At 43.4% G+C, this 20498-nt stretch carries 18 protein-coding genes, 3 tRNA genes, 3 rRNA genes, 1 other RNA gene and 1 pseudogene; 25 read left to right on the forward strand and 1 reads right to left on the reverse strand.

The window, feature by feature from the left end:
* Positions 1–3 precede the first annotated feature (3 nt).
* The 18 genes and pseudogenes from ftsH to DG474_RS00150 all read left to right on the forward strand — a co-directional run bounded on the left by ftsH (position 4) and on the right by DG474_RS00150 (position 15125).
* Positions 4–1962 carry an ATP-dependent zinc metalloprotease FtsH gene (ftsH, locus tag DG474_RS00065; RefSeq protein ID WP_255778235.1) on the forward strand — a complete coding sequence of 653 codons (1959 nt, stop codon included), beginning with the start codon at positions 4–6 and terminating at the stop codon, positions 1960–1962.
* Between the two features lie 39 nt (positions 1963–2001).
* Positions 2002–2253, forward strand: a pseudogene (locus DG474_RS00070) (23S rRNA (uracil(1939)-C(5))-methyltransferase RlmD); the annotation flags it as partial.
* Positions 2254–2319: 66 nt separating this feature from the next.
* A tRNA-Glu gene (locus DG474_RS00075) sits at positions 2320–2391 on the forward strand.
* A 228-nt stretch (positions 2392–2619) separates the two neighbouring features.
* Positions 2620–4166 (forward strand): 16S ribosomal RNA (locus DG474_RS00080).
* A gap of 51 nt (positions 4167–4217) precedes the next feature.
* Positions 4218–4290: transfer RNA gene (locus DG474_RS00085), tRNA-Ala, on the forward strand.
* A gap of 122 nt (positions 4291–4412) precedes the next feature.
* Positions 4413–7315 (forward strand): 23S ribosomal RNA (locus DG474_RS00090).
* A gap of 77 nt (positions 7316–7392) precedes the next feature.
* Positions 7393–7508 (forward strand): 5S ribosomal RNA (gene rrf, locus DG474_RS00095).
* Together the 16S, 23S and 5S rRNA genes with 3 tRNA genes alongside form the textbook arrangement of a ribosomal RNA operon.
* A gap of 5 nt (positions 7509–7513) precedes the next feature.
* Positions 7514–7587, forward strand: a tRNA-Asn gene (locus DG474_RS00100).
* A gap of 208 nt (positions 7588–7795) precedes the next feature.
* Positions 7796–8032, forward strand: coding sequence for a sigma(X)-activator ComW (gene comW / locus DG474_RS00105; protein WP_242746665.1), 237 nt, complete (start codon positions 7796–7798; stop codon positions 8030–8032).
* A 241-nt stretch (positions 8033–8273) separates the two neighbouring features.
* Positions 8274–9560 (forward strand): adenylosuccinate synthase, encoded by a 1287-nt coding sequence (locus DG474_RS00110; protein ID WP_255778237.1) that lies wholly within the window; start codon positions 8274–8276, stop codon positions 9558–9560.
* A 200-nt stretch (positions 9561–9760) separates the two neighbouring features.
* The gene (gene tadA, locus DG474_RS00115; protein WP_084933671.1) at positions 9761–10228 is read left to right on the forward strand and encodes a tRNA adenosine(34) deaminase TadA; all 468 of its coding nucleotides are present in this window, start codon (positions 9761–9763) and stop codon (positions 10226–10228) included.
* 32 nt (positions 10229–10260) lie between these two features.
* Positions 10261–10359: signal recognition particle sRNA small type (gene ffs / locus DG474_RS00120), an RNA gene on the forward strand.
* A gap of 59 nt (positions 10360–10418) precedes the next feature.
* A complete protein-coding gene (locus DG474_RS00125; RefSeq protein ID WP_255778238.1) occupies positions 10419–10862 on the forward strand; it encodes a dUTP diphosphatase in 444 nt (147 codons plus the stop codon).
* A gap of 63 nt (positions 10863–10925) precedes the next feature.
* Positions 10926–11414 (forward strand): hypothetical protein, encoded by a 489-nt coding sequence (locus DG474_RS00130; protein WP_061416456.1) that lies wholly within the window; start codon positions 10926–10928, stop codon positions 11412–11414.
* A gap of 39 nt (positions 11415–11453) precedes the next feature.
* A complete protein-coding gene (radA, locus tag DG474_RS00135) occupies positions 11454–12818 on the forward strand; it encodes a DNA repair protein RadA (protein ID WP_185756299.1) in 1365 nt (454 codons plus the stop codon).
* A 72-nt stretch (positions 12819–12890) separates the two neighbouring features.
* Positions 12891–13385, forward strand: a complete 495-nt coding sequence (locus DG474_RS00140) for a beta-class carbonic anhydrase (protein WP_002876632.1) — start codon at positions 12891–12893, stop codon at positions 13383–13385.
* A gap of 213 nt (positions 13386–13598) precedes the next feature.
* Entirely contained in the window at positions 13599–14567 is a 969-nt protein-coding gene (locus DG474_RS00145) for a ribose-phosphate diphosphokinase (RefSeq protein WP_000010175.1), read from the forward strand.
* A 120-nt stretch (positions 14568–14687) separates the two neighbouring features.
* Positions 14688–15125: a CoA-binding protein gene (locus tag DG474_RS00150; protein ID WP_000076968.1), complete on the forward strand. Its 438-nt coding sequence runs from the start codon at positions 14688–14690 to the stop codon at positions 15123–15125.
* A gap of 28 nt (positions 15126–15153) precedes the next feature.
* Here the strand turns inward: DG474_RS00150 and DG474_RS00155 are convergent, their stop codons facing one another.
* Complete coding sequence (locus DG474_RS00155; RefSeq protein ID WP_076984873.1) at positions 15154–16164, reverse strand: YeiH family protein; 1011 nt, start codon at positions 16162–16164, stop codon at positions 15154–15156.
* Positions 16165–16315: 151 nt separating this feature from the next.
* Between DG474_RS00155 and DG474_RS00160 the strand changes: the two genes are divergently transcribed.
* The 7 genes from DG474_RS00160 (at position 16316) to DG474_RS00190 (ending at position 20490) form a co-directional block, all read left to right on the forward strand.
* Entirely contained in the window at positions 16316–17485 is a 1170-nt protein-coding gene (locus DG474_RS00160) for a pyridoxal phosphate-dependent aminotransferase (protein WP_200370601.1), read from the forward strand.
* Positions 17482–18252, forward strand: a complete 771-nt coding sequence (gene recO / locus DG474_RS00165) for a DNA repair protein RecO (protein ID WP_255778240.1) — start codon at positions 17482–17484, stop codon at positions 18250–18252. Before DG474_RS00160 ends, recO begins: the two co-directional genes overlap by 4 nt.
* A complete protein-coding gene (plsX, locus tag DG474_RS00170; RefSeq protein ID WP_255778241.1) occupies positions 18249–19241 on the forward strand; it encodes a phosphate acyltransferase PlsX in 993 nt (330 codons plus the stop codon). The genes recO and plsX overlap by 4 nt, the downstream gene beginning before the upstream one ends.
* Positions 19242–19246: 5 nt before the next feature.
* Positions 19247–19483, forward strand: coding sequence for an acyl carrier protein (locus DG474_RS00175; protein WP_000136435.1), 237 nt, complete (start codon positions 19247–19249; stop codon positions 19481–19483).
* 435 nt (positions 19484–19918) lie between these two features.
* Positions 19919–20107, forward strand: coding sequence for a class IIb bacteriocin, lactobin A/cerein 7B family (locus DG474_RS00180; protein WP_049501355.1), 189 nt, complete (start codon positions 19919–19921; stop codon positions 20105–20107).
* Positions 20108–20124: 17 nt separating this feature from the next.
* On the forward strand, positions 20125–20292 hold the full coding sequence (locus DG474_RS00185; protein ID WP_255778242.1) for a ComC/BlpC family leader-containing pheromone/bacteriocin: 168 nt from the start codon (positions 20125–20127) through the stop codon (positions 20290–20292).
* 9 nt (positions 20293–20301) lie between these two features.
* The gene (locus tag DG474_RS00190; protein ID WP_000722238.1) at positions 20302–20490 is read left to right on the forward strand and encodes a hypothetical protein; all 189 of its coding nucleotides are present in this window, start codon (positions 20302–20304) and stop codon (positions 20488–20490) included.
* The last annotated feature ends 8 nt before the right edge of the window (positions 20491–20498 follow it).

The raw sequence follows: 20498 nt of genomic DNA on the forward strand, positions 1-20498 counted from the left end.
TTAATGAAAAAACAAAATAATGGTTTAGTTAGAAATCCATTTCTATACTTGTTAATTATCTTCTTCCTAGTGACAGGATTCCAGTATTTTTACTCTGGAAATACTGCTGGACGAAGCGAAAAAATTAACTATACAGAACTGGTAAAAGAAATTACTGCAGACAATGTAAAAGAATTAACCTATCAGCCAAATGGTAGCATCATTGAAGTGTCTGGTGTTTATAAAAATCCTAAGACTAGTAAAGAAGAAACGGGAATTCAATTTTTCACTCCTACAGCTACAACAGTAGAAAGATTCTCAAGTACTATTCTTCCGTCTGATTCAACAGTTTCAGAATTGCAAAAACTTGCTTCTGAACATCAGGCAGAAGTAACAGTCAAACATGAGAGTTCAAGCGGTATGTGGATCAATATCCTTGTCTCTGTTGTGCCATTTGCTATTCTTTTCTTCTTCTTATTCTCTATGATGGGAAATATGGGAGGAAATAGTGGCCGAAATCCAATGAGTTTTGGACGTAGCAAGGCCAAAGCTGCTAACAAAGAAGATATCAAGGTACGATTTTCAGATGTTGCAGGTGCCGAGGAAGAAAAACAAGAATTAGTTGAAGTTGTTGAATTCCTAAAAGATCCAAAACGATTTACCAAACTTGGTGCGCGTATTCCTGCGGGTGTTCTTTTAGAGGGACCTCCGGGAACAGGTAAGACCTTACTTGCTAAGGCGGTTGCTGGAGAAGCAGGAGTTCCATTCTTTAGCATCTCAGGATCGGACTTTGTAGAAATGTTTGTCGGAGTTGGGGCTAGCCGAGTTCGTTCACTTTTTGAGGATGCAAAAAAAGCAGCGCCAGCCATCATCTTTATCGATGAAATTGATGCCGTTGGTCGCCAACGTGGTGTCGGTCTTGGTGGAGGTAATGATGAACGTGAACAAACCTTGAACCAACTCTTGATTGAGATGGATGGTTTTGAGGGAAATGAAGGAATTATTGTTATCGCTGCGACGAACCGTTCAGATGTTCTAGATCCAGCTCTTCTCCGTCCAGGACGTTTTGATAGAAAAGTCTTAGTTGGTCGCCCTGATGTTAAAGGTCGTGAAGCAATCTTGAAAGTTCACGCTAAAAATAAACCTCTGGCAGACGATGTGGATTTGAAACTAGTTGCCCAACAAACTCCAGGTTTTGTGGGAGCTGACTTGGAAAACGTATTGAACGAAGCAGCATTGGTTGCTGCCCGTCGCAACAAATCAATCATTGATGCTTCAGATATTGATGAGGCAGAGGACAGAGTGATTGCTGGACCATCTAAGAAAGATAAAACAGTATCACAAAGAGAACGTGAATTGGTTGCTTATCATGAGGCTGGACATACCATTGTTGGTTTAGTCTTGTCAAATGCCCGTGTTGTTCATAAAGTTACCATTGTACCACGTGGACGTGCAGGTGGCTACATGATTGCACTTCCGAAAGAGGATCAAATGCTTCTTTCTAAAGAAGATATGAAAGAGCAATTAGCAGGTTTGATGGGTGGTCGTGTAGCTGAAGAGATTATCTTTAATGTCCAAACGACAGGAGCTTCAAATGACTTTGAACAAGCTACACAGATGGCGCGTGCAATGGTCACTGAATACGGTATGAGTGAAAAACTTGGCCCAGTTCAATACGAAGGTAATCATGCTATGTTTGGTGCACAAAGTCCTCAAAAATCAATTTCAGAACAAACAGCCTATGAGATTGATGAGGAAGTTCGTTCATTATTAACTGAGGCGCGAAACAAAGCTGCTGAAATTATCCAATCAAATCGTGAAACGCATAAGTTGATTGCAGAAGCGTTGTTGAAATATGAAACATTAGATAGTACACAGATTAAATCTCTTTACGAGACAGGAAAAATGCCTGAGACAGTAGAAGAGGAATCCCATGCATTATCTTATGATGAAGTGAAATCAAAAATGAGTGAAGAAAAATAAATTTAGAGAGGTTCAACCTCTCTTTTTATGTTCTAATGTGATGGCTACCGAGCGGATGCCCTGATAGTCGACCCTCCTCGTACAGGCTTAGATGATAAGCTGTTGGAAACCATTCTGACCTATGTTCCAGACAAAATGGTCTATGTATCCTGCAATGTTTCAACCTTGGCACGAGATTTGGTTAAACTAGTAAAAGTCTATGATCTCCAGTATATCCAGTCGGTCGATATGTTCCCCCACACTGCACGGACAGAAGCAGTGGTTAAGTTAGTGAAGAAAAGAAAAAATTAACTTCACTGAAAAAAGTCCTTGACAAAGGTAAAAAAGTAGGTATAATAGAAAGAGTTGAAAAGCTCAGGTCCGTTGGTCAAGGGGTTAAGACACCGCCTTTTCACGGCGGTAACACGGGTTCGAATCCCGTACGGACTATGTTGTATTGCGGCTAAAAAAACTTGAAAAAAGTTTAAAAAATCTGTTGACAGAGACAGGTGGCTGTGATATACTAATATAGTTGTCGCTCGAGAGAGAATGAGTGACAAAGACCTTTGAAAACTGAACAAGACGAACCAATGTTCAGTACTATAACTGAAGTTATAGTACTGAACAATGAAAAAACAATAAATCTGTCAGTGACAGAAATGAGTGAGAACTCAAACTTTTAATGAGAGTTTGATCCTGGCTCAGGACGAACGCTGGCGGCGTGCCTAATACATGCAAGTAGAACGCTGAAGGAGGAGCTTGCTTCTCTGGATGAGTTGCGAACGGGTGAGTAACGCGTAGGTAACCTGCCTGGTAGCGGGGGATAACTATTGGAAACGATAGCTAATACCGCATAAGAGTAGATGTTGCATGACATTTGCTTAAAAGGTGCAATTGCATCACTACCAGATGGACCTGCGTTGTATTAGCTAGTTGGTGAGGTAACGGCTCACCAAGGCAACGATACATAGCCGACCTGAGAGGGTGATCGGCCACACTGGGACTGAGACACGGCCCAGACTCCTACGGGAGGCAGCAGTAGGGAATCTTCGGCAATGGACGGAAGTCTGACCGAGCAACGCCGCGTGAGTGAAGAAGGTTTTCGGATCGTAAAGCTCTGTTGTAAGAGAAGAATGAGTGTGAGAGTGGAAAGTTCACACTGTGACGGTATCTTACCAGAAAGGGACGGCTAACTACGTGCCAGCAGCCGCGGTAATACGTAGGTCCCGAGCGTTGTCCGGATTTATTGGGCGTAAAGCGAGCGCAGGCGGTTAGATAAGTCTGAAGTTAAAGGCTGTGGCTTAACCATAGTACGCTTTGGAAACTGTTTAACTTGAGTGCAAGAGGGGAGAGTGGAATTCCATGTGTAGCGGTGAAATGCGTAGATATATGGAGGAACACCGGTGGCGAAAGCGGCTCTCTGGCTTGTAACTGACGCTGAGGCTCGAAAGCGTGGGGAGCAAACAGGATTAGATACCCTGGTAGTCCACGCCGTAAACGATGAGTGCTAGGTGTTAGACCCTTTCCGGGGTTTAGTGCCGCAGCTAACGCATTAAGCACTCCGCCTGGGGAGTACGACCGCAAGGTTGAAACTCAAAGGAATTGACGGGGGCCCGCACAAGCGGTGGAGCATGTGGTTTAATTCGAAGCAACGCGAAGAACCTTACCAGGTCTTGACATCCCTCTGACCGCTCTAGAGATAGAGTTTTCCTTCGGGACAGAGGTGACAGGTGGTGCATGGTTGTCGTCAGCTCGTGTCGTGAGATGTTGGGTTAAGTCCCGCAACGAGCGCAACCCCTATTGTTAGTTGCCATCATTTAGTTGGGCACTCTAGCGAGACTGCCGGTAATAAACCGGAGGAAGGTGGGGATGACGTCAAATCATCATGCCCCTTATGACCTGGGCTACACACGTGCTACAATGGCTGGTACAACGAGTCGCAAGCCGGTGACGGCAAGCTAATCTCTTAAAGCCAGTCTCAGTTCGGATTGTAGGCTGCAACTCGCCTACATGAAGTCGGAATCGCTAGTAATCGCGGATCAGCACGCCGCGGTGAATACGTTCCCGGGCCTTGTACACACCGCCCGTCACACCACGAGAGTTTGTAACACCCGAAGTCGGTGAGGTAACCTTTTAGGAGCCAGCCGCCTAAGGTGGGATAGATGATTGGGGTGAAGTCGTAACAAGGTAGCCGTATCGGAAGGTGCGGCTGGATCACCTCCTTTCTAAGGATAAGGAACTGCACATTGGTCTTGTTTAGTCTTGAGAGGTCTTGTGGGGCCTTAGCTCAGCTGGGAGAGCGCCTGCTTTGCACGCAGGAGGTCAGCGGTTCGATCCCGCTAGGCTCCATTGGTGAGAGATCACCAAGTAATGCACATTGAAAATTGAATATCTATATCAAATAGTAACAAGAAAATAAACCGAAACGCTGTAGTATTAAAAGAGTTTATGACTGAAAGGTCAAAAAATAAGGTTAAGTTAATAAGGGCGCACGGTGGATGCCTTGGCACTAGGAGCCGAAGAAGGACGTGACAAACGACGATATGCCTTGGGTAGCTGTAAGTAAGCGATGATCCAGGGATTTCCGAATGGGGGAACCCAACAGGTACTACCTGTTACCCGCATCTGTTAAGGATGTGAGGAGGAAGACGCAGTGAACTGAAACATCTAAGTAGCTGCAGGAAGAGAAAGCAAAAGCGATTGCCTTAGTAGCGGCGAGCGAAACGGCAGGAGGGCAAACCGAAGAGTTTACTCTTCGGGGTTGTAGGACTGCAATGTGGACTCAAAGACTATAGAAGAATGATTTGGGAAGATCAGCCAAAGAGAGTAATAGCCTCGTATTTAAAATAGTCTTTGTACCTAGCAGTATCCTGAGTACGGCGGGACACGTGAAATCCCGTCGGAATCTGGGAGGACCATCTCCCAACCCTAAATACTCCCTAGTGACCGATAGTGAACCAGTACCGTGAGGGAAAGGTGAAAAGCACCCCGGGAGGGGAGTGAAATAGAACCTGAAACCGTGTGCCTACAACAAGTTCGAGCCCGTTAATGGGTGAGAGCGTGCCTTTTGTAGAATGAACCGGCGAGTTACGATATGATGCGAGGTTAAGTTGAAGAGACGGAGCCGCAGGGAAACCGAGTCTGAATAGGGCGCCTTAGTATCATGTCGTAGACCCGAAACCATGTGACCTACCCATGAGCAGGTTGAAGGTGCGGTAAGACGCACTGGAGGACCGAACCAGGGCACGTTGAAAAGTGCTTGGATGACTTGTGGGTAGCGGAGAAATTCCAAACGAACTTGGAGATAGCTGGTTCTCTCCGAAATAGCTTTAGGGCTAGCGTCGACATAAAGATTCTTGGAGGTAGAGCACTGTTTGGGTGAGGGGTCCATCCCGGATTACCAATCTCAGATAAACTCCGAATGCCAATGAATTATGGTCGGCAGTCAGACTGCGAGTGCTAAGATCCGTAGTCGAAAGGGAAACAGCCCAGACCACCAGCTAAGGTCCCAAAATAATTGTTAAGTGGAAAAGGATGTGGGGTTGCACAGACAACTAGGATGTTAGCTTAGAAGCAGCTATTCATTCAAAGAGTGCGTAATAGCTCACTAGTCGAGTGACCCTGCGCCGAAAATGTACCGGGGCTAAAACAATTTACCGAAGCTGTGGATACCTTTATAGGTATGGTAGGAGAGCGTTCTATGTGTGAAGAAGGTATACCGTGAGGAGTGCTGGAACGCATAGAAGTGAGAATGCCGGTATGAGTAGCGAAAGACAGGTGAGAATCCTGTCCACCGTAAGACTAAGGTTTCCAGGGGAAGGCTCGTCCGCCCTGGGTTAGTCGGGACCTAAGGAGAGACCGAAAGGTGTATCCGATGGACAACAGGTTGATATTCCTGTACTAGAGTATGTAGTGATGGAGGGACGCAGTAGGCTAACTAAAGCAGACGAATGGAAGAGTCTGTCTAAGCAGTGAGGTGTGATATGAGTCAAATGCTTATATCTATAACATTGAGCTGTGATGGGGAGCGAAGTTTAGTAGCGAAGTTAGTGACGTCACACTGCCAAGAAAAGCTTCTAGCGTTTAAACATACTCTACCCGTACCGCAAACCGACACAGGTAGTCGAGGCGAGTAGCCTCAGGTGAGCGAGAGAACTCTCGTTAAGGAACTCGGCAAAATGACCCCGTAACTTCGGGAGAAGGGGTGCTGACTTTACGTCAGCCGCAGTGAATAGGCCCAAGCAACTGTTTATCAAAAACACAGCTCTCTGCTAAATCGTAAGATGATGTATAGGGGGTGACGCCTGCCCGGTGCTGGAAGGTTAAGAGGAGTGCTTAGGAGTAATCCGAAGGTATGAATTGAAGCCCCAGTAAACGGCGGCCGTAACTATAACGGTCCTAAGGTAGCGAAATTCCTTGTCGGGTAAGTTCCGACCCGCACGAAAGGCGTAATGATTTGGGCACTGTCTCAACGAGAGACTCGGTGAAATTTTAGTACCTGTGAAGATGCAGGTTACCCGCGACAGGACGGAAAGACCCCATGGAGCTTTACTGCAGTTTGATATTGAGTGTCTGTACCACATGTACAGGATAGGTAGGAGTCTATGAGATCGGGACGCCAGTTTCGAAGGAGACGTTGTTGGGATACTACCCTTGTGTTATGGCCACTCTAACCCGGATAGGTTATCCCTATCGGAGACAGTGTCTGACGGGCAGTTTGACTGGGGCGGTCGCCTCCTAAAAGGTAACGGAGGCGCCCAAAGGTTCCCTCAGAATGGTTGGAAATCATTCGCAGAGTGTAAAGGTATAAGGGAGCTTGACTGCGAGAGCTACAACTCGAGCAGGGACGAAAGTCGGGCTTAGTGATCCGGTGGTTCCGTATGGAAGGGCCATCGCTCAACGGATAAAAGCTACCCTGGGGATAACAGGCTTATCTCCCCCAAGAGTTCACATCGACGGGGAGGTTTGGCACCTCGATGTCGGCTCGTCGCATCCTGGGGCTGTAGTCGGTCCCAAGGGTTGGGCTGTTCGCCCATTAAAGCGGCACGCGAGCTGGGTTCAGAACGTCGTGAGACAGTTCGGTCCCTATCCGTCGCGGGCGTAGGAAATTTGAGAGGATCTGCTCCTAGTACGAGAGGACCAGAGTGGACTTACCGCTGGTGTACCAGTTGTCTTGCCAAAGGCATCGCTGGGTAGCTATGTAGGGAAGGGATAAACGCTGAAAGCATCTAAGTGTGAAACCCACCTCAAGATGAGATTTCCCATGATTTTATATCAGTAAGAGCCCTGAGAGATGATCAGGTAGATAGGTTAGAAGTGGAAGTGTGGCGACACATGTAGCGGACTAATACTAATAGCTCGAGGACTTATCCAAAGTAACTGAGAATATGAAAGCGGACGGTTTTCTTGGTATTTGATAGATATTCAATTTTGAGTAGGTATTACTCAGAGTTAAGTGACGATAGCCTAGGAGATACACCTGTACCCATGCCGAACACAGCAGTTAAGCCCTAGAACGCCGGAAGTAGTTGGGGGTTGCCCCCTGTGAGATATGGAAGTCGCTTAGCTTTTATCCGCCATAGCTCAGTTGGTAGTAGCGCATGACTGTTAATCATGATGTCGTAGGTTCGAGTCCTACTGGCGGAGTATAAATCGAAACGTTCAACTGAGCGTTTTTTTATTTATAAATATAGTGGACTATTGAAATTTCAAATTTTAATTTTTAAATCTGTAATTACCTCTTTATTTTATTTATAGTTCGTTTAGCTTTAAATTCTTCTTTTATAGGATTTGAAGCTTTTTTAGTTCCTTTTTTTGTTAGACTAGTGTTACTAATAAGAAAGGGAATTTTTATATGCTTCAGAAATTTTATGATCGAGCATTTGTCTTTTTGAAACTAGTTGAACAAGAATATGCCTCTTTAGGCCAGAGTTGTTCAGAGTGGGAATCACTTCATCTTCGGTTTTTACTATATTACTTAATCCGATTTAAAATTAAAAGTGATAGGGACTTTTCTCTATATCACTTTAAAACAGCTTATCGTCTATATCTAGATAAATTACTGCAAGGTGGTACAACTCTTATCCAATAGGGGGCATCTATATCATAATTACGAACAATAGTTATAACTATATTTTAAAAAATATAGAATTAGCTTATAATCAAAGACTTTGGTATTTAGAAATGAAAGAATTTCCAAATCTTTTCTCCTGTTTCTTCTTGATAAAATAGTGTTTTTTTCTTATAATAAATTGTAAGATATAATTGCGGGTGAAATTCCTGCCATGTATATGAGAAAGGACGAGCTACTAGTAGCTCAGACGAATTTTATTATGACTTCAGTTGTTGTTGTAGGTACCCAGTGGGGTGATGAAGGTAAAGGGAAAATTACAGATTTTCTTTCTGCTAATGCAGAGGTAATTGCTCGTTATCAAGGTGGTGATAATGCTGGTCACACGATTGTGATCGATGGTAAGAAATTTAAGTTGCACTTGATTCCATCTGGAATTTTCTTTCCTGATAAAATCTCTGTTATTGGGAATGGAATGGTCGTGAACCCAAAATCCCTTGTGAAAGAGTTGAGCTATCTTCATGAGGAAGGTGTGACAACTGATAACTTGCGTATTTCTGATCGTGCGCATGTTATTTTGCCTTATCATATTGAGTTGGATCGCTTGCAAGAAGAGGCTAAGGGAGATAACAAGATTGGTACTACAATCAAGGGAATCGGTCCAGCATATATGGACAAGGCTGCTCGTGTTGGAATTCGTATTGCGGATCTTTTGGATAAGGATATTTTCCGTGAACGTTTGGAACGCAACCTTGCGGAAAAGAATCGTTTGTTTGAAAAATTATATGATAGCACCCCTATTTCAGTTGATGATATTTTTGAAGAATATTATGAATATGGTCAACAAATCAAGCAATACGTGACAGATACATCCGTTATCTTGAATGATGCGCTTGATAATGGCAAACGTGTGCTGTTTGAAGGTGCGCAAGGTGTTATGCTAGATATCGACCAAGGTACGTATCCATTTGTTACGTCGTCAAACCCTGTCGCTGGTGGTGTGACAATTGGGTCTGGTGTTGGCCCAAGTAAGATTGACAAGGTTGTAGGTGTATGTAAAGCCTACACAAGTCGTGTAGGAGACGGACCTTTCCCAACTGAATTATTTGATGAAGTGGGAGATCGCATCCGCGAAGTAGGTCATGAATATGGTACAACAACTGGTCGTCCACGTCGTGTGGGTTGGTTTGACTCAGTTGTGATGCGTCACAGCCGTCGTGTATCTGGGATTACCAATCTTTCATTGAACTCTATCGATGTTTTGAGTGGTTTGGATACTGTGAAAATCTGTGTGGCCTATGATCTTGATGGTCAACGTATTGATTACTATCCTGCTAGTCTTGAGCAGTTGAAACGCTGCAAGCCAATCTACGAGGAATTGCCAGGTTGGTCAGAAGACATCACTGGAGTCCGTAATTTGGAAGACCTTCCTGAGAATGCACGTAACTATGTTCGTCGTGTAAGCGAGTTGGTTGGTGTTCGTATCTCAACTTTCTCAGTAGGACCTGGTCGTGAACAAACTAATATTTTAGAAAGTGTTTGGTCATAGGAGATTTTTAAGATTAGTTTAAGACAGGTTGGGTATACTATAGACAGTTACAAGAAGACCTCCTAACTTGTTGTAACAAATATCCTAAACTTTTCTTTTTCATAATAATCTCCCTATTAAGTCACCGCATTCGGTGGCTTTTTTTGTGTTGAGAATCATGATATAATAATAAAATCGACAAGTAGGAAAAGAGAAGAACGATGAATTATACAGTTGAAGAAAAAGAAGCTTTTATGAGAGAGGCTTTGAGAGAGGCTGAGATTGCCTTAGAACACGATGAAATTCCAATTGGTTGTGTGATTGTCAAGGATGGAGAAATCATTGGTAGGGGGCATAATGCGCGCGAGGAGTTGCAACGGGCGGTCATGCATGCAGAAATCATGGCTATAGAGAATGCGAATGTGAGTGAAGAGAGTTGGCGCCTGCTGGATTGCACGCTTTTTGTGACCATTGAGCCTTGTGTCATGTGTAGCGGGGCGATTGGGCTTGCCCGTATTCCAAACGTAGTCTACGGGGCTAAAAACCAGAAATTTGGTGCAGCTGGGAGCTTGTACGATATTTTGACAGATGAGCGTCTCAATCATCGTGTAGAGGTTGAAACGGGAGTTTTGGAGAGTGAGTGTGCAGCGATTATGCAGGACTTTTTCCGAAATCGACGGAAAAAATAATTTCTCTTTAAAAACAGAGGGGAATGTGGTATAATGAATAATGGAGCAACAGTTCTGCGTGAAGCGGGTCAGGGGAGGAATCCAGCAGCCCTAAGCGATGTGAATTGTGTGCTCTTTTTTCGTGCTTTTTTCGAATAAATAAGATAAAATAGCCTAGAATAAATGATTATAGAATAGAAAAGAGAAAGATATGAAAATTCGTGGTTTTGAATTGGTTTCGAGTTTTACAGATGAAAATTTGTTACCTAAGCGTGAGACAGCCCATGCAGCTGGCTATGACTTAAAGGTTGCGGTGCGTACGGTTATTGCTCCAGGAGAGATTGTTTTGGTTCCGACAGGTGTTAAGGCCTATATGCAGCCGACTGAAGTGCTCTATCTTTATGACCGTTCATCAAATCCTCGTAAGAAAGGTCTGGTCTTGATCAACTCTGTTGGCGTTATTGATGGAGACTATTATGGTAATCTGGGAAATGAAGGCCATATCTTGGCTCAGATGAAAAATATTACCGATCAGGAAGTTGTTCTTGAAGTTGGAGAACGTGTAGTTCAGGCTGTCTTTGCTCCATTTTTAATTGCAGATGGAGATGAGGCAGACGGAGTTCGTACTGGTGGATTTGGATCGACTGGGCACTAAGATAATGACCTGCTTTCAAAACCATAACAGGAGAAATCAGCTGATAGAAAGAAGGATAATAAAATGAGTTATAAAGACTTTCAGTCTTTTACTCCAGAAAATTGTCAAGGGTATAAGAAAGTCTATAATATCAGTATTGGAGGATTTCTTTACTTAGCTTTTCTTCCGGAAGCCTATTATAAAATTCTTTGTATTTCTTCAGAATATATGTCAATAATTGACTGTGAAAATGATCAGGTAACTCCTGTAGATGGGGATTATGATGAGACGGAATTAGTAGCCATGTATGAGGGCTGTGATTCTCCCATTTCTATTGCGGGACAATATGGTGGAAGTCTCCCTTTGGACAATGGGGAAGATATCCGAGTGACAATGGAAAAAGATCAATCTGGGAAGTATCCGATTTTAACCATTTTTTGGGAAAAGGATAAAGAAACTAGGGTACAAATTTATAAAGGTTATTTACCGTATATTTTTGGTTTTAGTCCGGATGGAGAGTATTATGCTTATGCAGATGATGGCGGATTGACTGTTTTAAAGAAAGATAGTTGATAGCGTGAAAAAAAGAAATTTTAAAATGAGAGGATTAGAATCATCGCAAAGAAAAAAGCGACATTTGTATGTCAAAATTGTGGGTATAATTCCCCTAAATATCTGGGACGTTGTCCTAACTGTGGGTCTTGGTCTTCTTTTGTAGAAGAGGTTGAGGTTGCCGAGGTCAAGAATGCGCGTGTGTCCTTGACAGGTGAGAAAACCAAGCCCATGAAACTGGCTGAGGTGACTTCCATCAATGTCAATCGAACCAAGACGGAGATGGAGGAATTCAACCGTGTACTTGGAGGCGGAGTGGTACCAGGGAGTCTCGTCCTTATCGGTGGGGATCCAGGGATTGGGAAATCAACCCTTCTCTTACAAGTATCGACTCAGCTGTCCCAAGTAGGGACTGTTCTCTATGTCAGTGGGGAGGAGTCTGCCCAGCAGATTAAACTCCGTGCAGAGCGCTTGGGGGATATTGATAGCGAGTTTTATCTCTATGCAGAGACCAATATGCAGAGTGTTCGATCTGAGGTGGAGCGCATCCAACCAGATTTTCTCATCATCGACTCTATCCAGACGATTATGTCTCCTGAGATTTCAGGGGTGCAGGGGTCTGTTTCTCAGGTGCGTGAGGTGACAGCTGAACTCATGCAGTTGGCTAAGACTAATAACATTGCCATCTTTATCGTAGGGCATGTGACCAAGGAAGGGACCTTGGCGGGTCCGCGTATGTTGGAGCATATGGTGGATACGGTGCTTTACTTTGAAGGGGAGCGCCACCATACCTTCCGTATTTTGAGGGCAGTCAAAAACCGTTTTGGTTCCACTAATGAGATTGGGATTTTTGAGATGCAGTCGGGTGGATTGGTTGAGGTACTCAATCCGAGTCAAGTTTTCCTAGAGGAGCGTTTAGATGGGGCTACTGGCTCGTCAATCGTTGTGACCATGGAAGGGACCCGTCCGATTTTGGCGGAGGTTCAGGCTTTGGTAACACCAACCATGTTTGGAAATGCTAAACGCACGACGACAGGACTTGATTTCAATCGTGCAAGTCTGATTATGGCTGTTTTGGAAAAACGAGCAGGGCTTCTCTTGCAAAATCAGGATGCCTATCTCAAATCTGCTGGTGGCGTGAAATTGGATGAGCCTGCTATTGACTTAGCCGTTGCAGTGGCTATTGCCTCTAGTTACAAGGACAAGCCTACCAATCCTCAGGAATGTTTTGTGGGTGAACTGGGCCTGACTGGAGAAATTCGGCGCGTGAATCGTATCGAACAACGTATCAATGAAGCGGCAAAACTGGGCTTTACCAAGATTTATGTACCCAAGAATTCCTTGACAGGAATCACTCCACCCAAGGAAATTGAAGTCATTGGTGTGACAACGATTCAGGAAGTTTTGAAGAAGGTCTTTGCATAATCCGTGACAAATCCTCTTAAAAATGATAAGATAGGAGAAATATTTGATTATCAAATTTTTGAGGAGGGAATCGTGTCGTATTTTGAACAGTTTATGCAAGCCAATCAGGCTTATGTTGCCCTACATGGGCAGTTAAATCTGCCACTTAAACCCAAAACCAGAGTAGCTATCGTGACCTGTATGGACTCACGTCTACACGTTGCGCAAGCTCTAGGTTTGGCCCTTGGGGATGCTCATATCTTGCGGAATGCGGGTGGTCGAGTAACTGAGGACATGATTCGTTCACTGGTGATTTCCCAGCAACAAATGGGGACAAGAGAGATTGTGGTGCTTCACCATACAGACTGTGGAGCTCAAACCTTTCAAAATGAAAGTTTTCATGAACATTTGAAACACGAGCTCGGAGTCGATGTGTCTGATCAAGATTTTTTACCATTCCAGGATGTGGAAGAGAGTGTGAGAGAGGATATGCAATTGCTTCGAGAATCTCCACTGATTCCTGATGATGTGGTTATTTCAGGTGCTGTCTATGATGTGGATACAGGAAGTATGAGAGAAGTATACTAACTTTGTCTCGAAAAAATTTCATCCTAGCATAAAATCGATTGTTAAAATGTAGGATTTTTAGTTTTAATATAGCTAATATAAAATAGCATAAAACAAGGGTATAAATGTTTGCTCTTGTTTTATTTTTGATTGAAAAATAAAGGAAAAAGCGCTACAATGGTAGATGGAAGATGTTGTGTAAAAACAAGTGATACATAAATACCGGAGGAAATCATGTCTTTTTCTGATTTAAAGCTGTTTGCCCTTTCTTCTAATAGAGAATTGGCAGAGCGTGTGGCGCAAGAAATTGGGATAGAGTTGGGGAAATCGACTGTTCGCCAATTTTCAGATGGGGAGATTCAGGTCAACATTGAAGAATCAATCCGTGGAAAACACGTCTTTATCCTACAATCAACTAGTTCACCTGTAAATGATAATTTACTTGAAATTTTGATTATGGTGGACGCATTGAAGCGCGCCAGTGCAGAATCTGTCAATGTTGTTATGCCTTACTATGGCTATGCACGTCAGGATAGAAAAGCGCGCGCGCGTGAGCCAATCACTGCAAAGCTCGTTGCAAACATGCTAGAAGTTGCTGGGGTAGATCGTTTGTTGACGATTGATTTGCACGCTGCACAGATTCAGGGATTCTTTGATATTCCTGTAGATCACTTGATGGGTGCTCCATTGATTGCGGACTATTTTGAACGTCGTGGCATGGTTGGCTCTGACTACGTGGTTGTCAGCCCAGACCATGGTGGGGTGACTCGTGCTCGTAAATTGGCAGAGTTTTTGAAAACTCCGATTGCGATTATTGACAAACGCCGTAGTGTAGACAAGATGAATACCAGTGAAGTGATGAACATCATTGGTAAGGTAGAAGGTAAGACTTGTATCTTGATTGACGATATGATCGATACAGCTGGAACTATTTGTCATGCGGCGGATGCTCTTGCTGAAGCAGGTGCTGTTGAAGTTTACGCAAGCTGTACGCACCCAGTACTTTCTGGGCCAGCTATGGACAATATCCAAAAATCAGCTATTAAGAAATTGGTTGTTTTGGATACTATCTATCTACCAGAAGAGCGTTTGATTGATAAGATTGAACAAATTTCGATTGCTCATCTTCTGGGCGATGCTATTATTCGTATCCACGAAAAACGTCCTCTTTCTCCATTATTTAGTATCGAGAAAAAAATCTAAACTTTCACTTGAAATAGATCGTTCTCCTAGCAGGTTTCTTTTCTTGCTAGGAGATTTTTTGTAGTCAAAATCTGCAAGCCTTTTCAAAATATGCTATACTGAGAAAAAAGGAGGATTTCTATGAGCCAAGAATATATCAATCCAAGTGATGGTGTGATTCGTCAGTATCTGGAGACCAGTAAAACGTTAGCGGTAGTGGGCTTGTCTGACCGTGAGGAAACAACTAGTAATCGAGTGACCAAGGAAATGCAAGCTCGGGGCTATAAAATCATTCCAGTTAATCCCAAGGCTGCAGGTGGGGAAATTTTGGGAGAAAAGGCTTATGCCAGTCTAGTTGAGATTCCTTTTCCTGTGGACATTGTCAATGTATACCGACGGAGCGAGTTTTTACCAGATGTGGCGCGTGATTTTCTCAAGGCAGATGCCAAGATTTTCTGGGCGCAATTAGGACTTGAAAATCTAGAAGCGGAAGAAATCTTGCGTGCTGGAGGATGCGATGACATCGTGATGAATCGCTGTATCAAGAGAGAACACACACGCTTAATTCTTGAACAATAAAAAGGTAGCCAGTAGGCTACCTTTTGTGTTAGAAAATACCAATCAATGCCTGCATGCCTAGGCTGGTAAGGATGATAGCAATCCAGCAAAGGCCTCCAAGAAGAATGGATTTCCCACTGGATTTGACCATGGCAATCAGATTGGTTTTGAGACCGATGGCACTCATAGCCATGATAATGAGAAATTTGGAGAGTTGTTTAAGAGGGGTAAAGAAGCTACTAGACACACCGAGAGAGGTGAGAAGAGTCGTTAATAGAGAAGCCAGGATAAAGTAAAGGATAAAAAGTGGGAAGACTTTTTTCAGCTGTACGCCTTGTTTATTTTCTTGCTGGCGACTTTGCCAGTAGGAGAGAAAGAGCGTAATGGGAATGATAGCTAGGGTGCGCGTGAGTTTCACAATGGTTGCAGACTCAAGGGTATTGGTCTGGTAAAGACTGTCCCAGGAGCTGGCGGTAGCCGTTACAGAGGAAGTGTCATTGACCGCAGTTCCTGCAAAGAGGGCGAAGCCATCATTGGATAGGTGAAGCCAGGTTCCTAGGGTTGGAAAGATGAGCGCAGCCAAGACATTGAAGAAAAAGATAACGGAAATGGCTTGGGCAACTTCTTTTTCCTTGGCATGGATAACGGGTGCTGTCGCAGCAATGGCAGAGCCACCACAGATAGAAGATCCCACTCCAACCAAGATAGCCAGTTTTGTATCCAGTGCAAAGAAGCGCTGGAAGAGGTAGGCAATAATCAAGGCTATTGAAATGGTGGAGAGGATAACAGGGAGTGAAGATTGCCCAACTGCGAAGACTTGCGAGATATTGAGACCAAAACCAAGCAAGACAACGGCATATTGGAGTAATTTTTTAGAACTAAAGGTCAATCCAGCATCCAGTTGTTTATAGGATGAGAGAAAGGGATTTAGGAGCATTCCTATGAAAATGGCAAAAACGGGTGCGCCAATGACAGGAAAGAATCCTCCTAAGTACCAAGATACGATAGAAATGAGAAGGCAGGCAAAGATGCCTGCTCCATTTTTTGATAAAAATGACATATAAACCTCCGAAAATAAGCATTTATTATTATACTCCTGTCGAGAAGAAAAGTAAAACAGAAAGTGAAAAATGCGGGTTTCAGATGGATTTTGCGGTCAGGGAGCTTTTGTAGTATAATAGTACTATGTTCTGTAAGCAAGGGGGATATCTATGGACTTAACCAAGCGCTTTAATAAACAGTTAGACAAGATTCAAGTTTCGTTGATTCGCCAGTTTGACCAGGCTATTTCAGAGATTCCTGGGGTCTTGCGTTTGACCTTGGGGGAACCTGATTTTACAACACCAGATCATATCAAGGAGGCAGCCAAGCGAGCCATTGACCAGAACCAATCCTACTATACTGGGATGAGTGGTCTGCTGACTCTACGTCAGGCGGCTAGTGACTTTGTTAAGGAAAAATACCAACTGGACTATGCTCCTGAAAATGAAATCTTGGTTACAATTGGGGCGACAGAGGCCTTATCTGCTACTTTGACAGCTATCTTAGAAGAAGGAGACAAGGTTCTCTTGCCAGCTCCTGCCTATCCAGGATATGAGCCGATTGTCAATCTAGTTGGGGCAGAGATTGTCGAGATTGATACAACTGAAAATGGTTTTGTTTTGACCCCTGAGATGTTGGAAAAGGCCATTCTGGAGCAAGGGGATAAACTCAAAGCAGTTATTCTCAACTATCCAGCCAATCCGACAGGAATCACCTATAGTCGGGAGCAGTTGGAAGCCTTGGCAGACGTTTTACGCAAGTATGAGATTTTTGTTGTCTGTGATGAGGTTTACTCGGAATTGACCTATACAGGGCAAGCCCATGTATCTTTGGGAACTATGCTGAGAGACCAGGCTATTATTATCAATGGCTTATCTAAGTCTCATGCCATGACAGGTTGGCGTTTAGGCTTCATCTTTGCTCCTGCGGCCTTCACAGCTCAGTTGATCAAGAGTCACCAATACTTGGTCACTGCCGCAAACACTATGGCTCAGCATGCTGCGGTGGAGGCTTTGACCGCTGGTAAAAACGACGCAGAGCCTATGAAGAAGGAATACATTCAGCGTCGTGATTATATTATCGAAAAGATGACAGCTCTTGGTTTTGAGATTATCAAACCAGACGGTGCCTTCTATATCTTTGCTAAGATTCCAGCGGGCTACAATCAAGACTCCTTTGCTTTTCTGAAGGATTTTGCCTATAAGAAGGCCGTTGCCTTTATCCCTGGTGCAGCCTTTGGACGTTACGGAGAAGGCTATGTGCGTCTGTCTTATGCAGCCAGCATGGAAACGATCAGAGAGGCCATGAAACGACTTGAGGAGTACATGAGAGAAGCATGATTCAGTCTATCACGAGTCAAGGCTTGGTGCTCTACAATCGTAACTTTCGTGAGGATGACAAGCTAGTCAAGATCTTTACCGAGCAAGCGGGCAAGCGCATGTTTTTCGTCAAACACGCTGGTCAGTCCAAACTAGCTTCTGTTATTCAGCCCTTGGTGTTGGCACGATTTCTCTTGCGAATCAATGATGACGGGCTTAGCTACATCGAGGACTACCATGAGGTCATGACCTTTCCAAAGATTAATAGTGATCTCTTTGTCATGGCCTATGCTACCTATGTGGCAGCTCTTGCAGATGCTAGTTTGCAGGATAATCAGCAGGATGCTCCCTTGTTTGCTTTCTTGAGGAAGACTCTGGAGTTGATGGAAGCAGGGATAGATTATCAGGTTTTAACCAATATTTTTGAAATTCAAATCTTGACTCGATTTGGAATCAGCCTTAATTTTAATGAGTGTGTCTTTTGCCATCGGGTCGGTCAGGCCTTTGACTTTTCTTTCAAATATGGAGCCTGCCTTTGCCCAGAGCATTATCATGAAGATGAGAGACGTTGTCATCTAAATCCCAATATCCCTTATCTGCTCAATCAATTTCAAGCCATTAATTTTGAAACCTTGGAGACCATTTCGCTTAAGGCAGAAATCAAGCAAGACTTACGAAAGTTTATGGATCAACTCTACGAAGAGTACGTTGGGATTCACCTAAAATCAAAGAAATTTATTGATTCCCTAGCAGACTGGGGACAATTACTAAAAGAGGAAGATAAATGAAAAAAATTGCAGTAGATGCTATGGGGGGCGATTACGCACCTCAAGCCATCGTTGAGGGTGTCAATCAAGCCCTTGCTGACTTTTCAGATATTGAGGTTCAACTCTACGGAGATGAAAGCAAGATCAAGCAATATCTAACGGCGACAGAGCGCGTCAGCATTATCCATACGGATGAGAAAATTAACTCAGACGATGAGCCGACAAAAGCTATCCGTAAGAAGAAAAATGCCAGCATGGTCTTGGCAGCCAAGGCAGTCAAAGAGGGAGAAGCAGACGCCGTCCTCTCAGCTGGGAATACAGGTGCCTTGTTGGCTGCAGGATTCTTCATCGTGGGTCGCATCAAGAATATCGACCGTCCTGGACTTATGTCAACATTGCCAACTATAGATGGAAAAGGGTTTGATATGCTGGATCTTGGTGCCAATGCAGAAAATACAGCCCAACACCTGCATCAATATGCTGTCCTAGGTTCCTTCTATGCCAAGAATGTTCGTGGGATTGCAAAACCACGTGTTGGTTTGCTCAACAACGGAACAGAAAGCAGCAAGGGAGATCCGCTTCGTAAGGAAACATACGACTTGCTAGTAGCTGATGAAAGTTTGAACTTTGTCGGAAACGTGGAAGCGCGTGATCTGATGAATGGCGTTGCGGATGTTGTCGTAACAGATGGTTTCACGGGAAACGCTGTTCTCAAATCCATTGAAGGTACAGCTTTGGGAATCATGGGATTGCTTAAAAATGCTATTACGGGTGGTGGCCTTCGAGCGAAGCTAGGTGCTCTACTTCTCAAGGATAGTCTTAAAGGGTTGAAGACCCAGCTCAACTATTCAGATGTTGGAGGAGCAGTTTTGTTTGGTGTCAAGGCACCTGTTGTTAAGACCCATGGCTCAAGTGATGCCAAGGCTGTATACAGTACGATTCGTCAGATTCGTACCATGCTAGAAACAGACGTAGTTGCTCAGACTGCGCGTGAATTTTCAGGAGAATAAAAAAGATGACAGAAAAAGAAATTTTTGACCGTATTGTAACCATTATCCAAGAGCGACAGGGAGAAGACTTTGCCGTAACAGAGGCCTTGAGTTTGAAAGACGATTTAGATGCGGACTCAGTGGACTTGATGGAGTTTGTCTTGACACTAGAAGATGAATTTGGTATCGAAATCACTGATGAGGAAATCGATCAACTTCAAAGTGTAGCGGATGTAGTAGCAATTATTAAAGATAAAAAATAGCCAAAAGCAACATGCAAGTCATGTTGTTTTTTTGTTTGCAGAAAAAGAGAAGCTTTTAGTAGAAATTGCGAATAAAGATATGAGAAAGAAAAAGGAGGAACGTTTATGTATGTTACCGGTTTTTATCCGTGGTTCATTAGGTGGTTTTTAAAATAAAAATGAATGAATTGTTCATTTTCGAATTGTTTTTCGAATAGATAGGTAAGGAAAAAGGGAAGGAGACTATGTGATGTATTTACCAATCTTATTGCCATGGTTGATCAAATGGTATTTAAAATAAATGAAATTTACCTGTTCATTTTAAATTACTTCTCGAATAAAAAAGTGAGAAGAAAAGGAAGGAGATAAGGAAATGATTTCAGTAATTTACCCAATCTGGTTTTTAAAATGGTTTAAAGCCTAAAAACCGTAAACTAAAAATAAAGGAGAAAACAAATGACAAACTTTGACAACATGGAACAGAACTTTGTAGCTCTTACAGAAGAAGAGTTGACGGATGTGAATGGGGGAGCATGGCCGATTGTAGCTTGGGTGATTGCTAATCCTGTGACAGCAGCTAAAATTGCTGGTGGAATTACTGCAGCAGGAATTGCAGGTTATAATTATGTGACGGGTAGATGGTAATAGAAGGAGGAGATGATATGGAAAAATCTATTTTAGAATTTGAAACAATGACTGATACGGACTTGCAGGAAATTCAAGGGGGATCATTTCCCCTTCTTATCCCTGTGGCAGTTGGTTTTGTAAAAGGTTTTGTATATACAGGTGGAGCTATTTTAACAACTCGAGCACTCTTTTCAGGTAAATAGGAGTCTGCTATGAAAAAAATCTTATTAGGATTTGCTGAGGGGTATTTTGTCGTATCGATTATTCTTTATATCGCAACGTATTTGATTATGAAAAATCCGATCAACACTCTGTTTTATCCAGAAACTTATCCAATTCTGCTTGGTCTGTTTTATGTAGGATACAAGTACAAAACAAAAGAAAGTACGATTGGAAATTGATGAACCAT

Origin of the sequence: Streptococcus oralis, from assembly GCF_024399415.1 — a bacterium.
GTDB lineage: Bacteria > Bacillota > Bacilli > Lactobacillales > Streptococcaceae > Streptococcus > Streptococcus oralis_CS.

Excerpts from the sequence above, each read along its gene's own strand:
- ftsH (WP_255778235.1), top strand. The coding sequence starts at position 4 with ATGAAAAAACAAAATAATGGTTTAGTTAGAAATCCATTTCTATACTTG.
- comW (WP_242746665.1), top strand. The coding sequence starts at position 7,796 with ATGCTTCAGAAATTTTATGATCGAGCATTTGTCTTTTTGAAACTAGTT.
- DG474_RS00110 (WP_255778237.1), top strand. The coding sequence starts at position 8,274 with ATGACTTCAGTTGTTGTTGTAGGTACCCAGTGGGGTGATGAAGGTAAA.
- tadA (WP_084933671.1), top strand. The coding sequence starts at position 9,761 with ATGAATTATACAGTTGAAGAAAAAGAAGCTTTTATGAGAGAGGCTTTG.
- DG474_RS00125 (WP_255778238.1), top strand. The coding sequence starts at position 10,419 with ATGAAAATTCGTGGTTTTGAATTGGTTTCGAGTTTTACAGATGAAAAT.
- DG474_RS00130 (WP_061416456.1), top strand. The coding sequence starts at position 10,926 with ATGAGTTATAAAGACTTTCAGTCTTTTACTCCAGAAAATTGTCAAGGG.
- DG474_RS00145 (WP_000010175.1), top strand. The coding sequence starts at position 13,599 with ATGTCTTTTTCTGATTTAAAGCTGTTTGCCCTTTCTTCTAATAGAGAA.
- DG474_RS00150 (WP_000076968.1), top strand. The coding sequence starts at position 14,688 with ATGAGCCAAGAATATATCAATCCAAGTGATGGTGTGATTCGTCAGTAT.
- DG474_RS00155 (WP_076984873.1), bottom strand. The coding sequence starts at position 16,164 with ATGTCATTTTTATCAAAAAATGGAGCAGGCATCTTTGCCTGCCTTCTC.
- DG474_RS00160 (WP_200370601.1), top strand. The coding sequence starts at position 16,316 with ATGGACTTAACCAAGCGCTTTAATAAACAGTTAGACAAGATTCAAGTT.
- recO (WP_255778240.1), top strand. The coding sequence starts at position 17,482 with ATGATTCAGTCTATCACGAGTCAAGGCTTGGTGCTCTACAATCGTAAC.
- plsX (WP_255778241.1), top strand. The coding sequence starts at position 18,249 with ATGAAAAAAATTGCAGTAGATGCTATGGGGGGCGATTACGCACCTCAA.
- DG474_RS00175 (WP_000136435.1), top strand. The coding sequence starts at position 19,247 with ATGACAGAAAAAGAAATTTTTGACCGTATTGTAACCATTATCCAAGAG.
- DG474_RS00180 (WP_049501355.1), top strand. The coding sequence starts at position 19,919 with ATGACAAACTTTGACAACATGGAACAGAACTTTGTAGCTCTTACAGAA.
- DG474_RS00185 (WP_255778242.1), top strand. The coding sequence starts at position 20,125 with ATGGAAAAATCTATTTTAGAATTTGAAACAATGACTGATACGGACTTG.
- DG474_RS00190 (WP_000722238.1), top strand. The coding sequence starts at position 20,302 with ATGAAAAAAATCTTATTAGGATTTGCTGAGGGGTATTTTGTCGTATCG.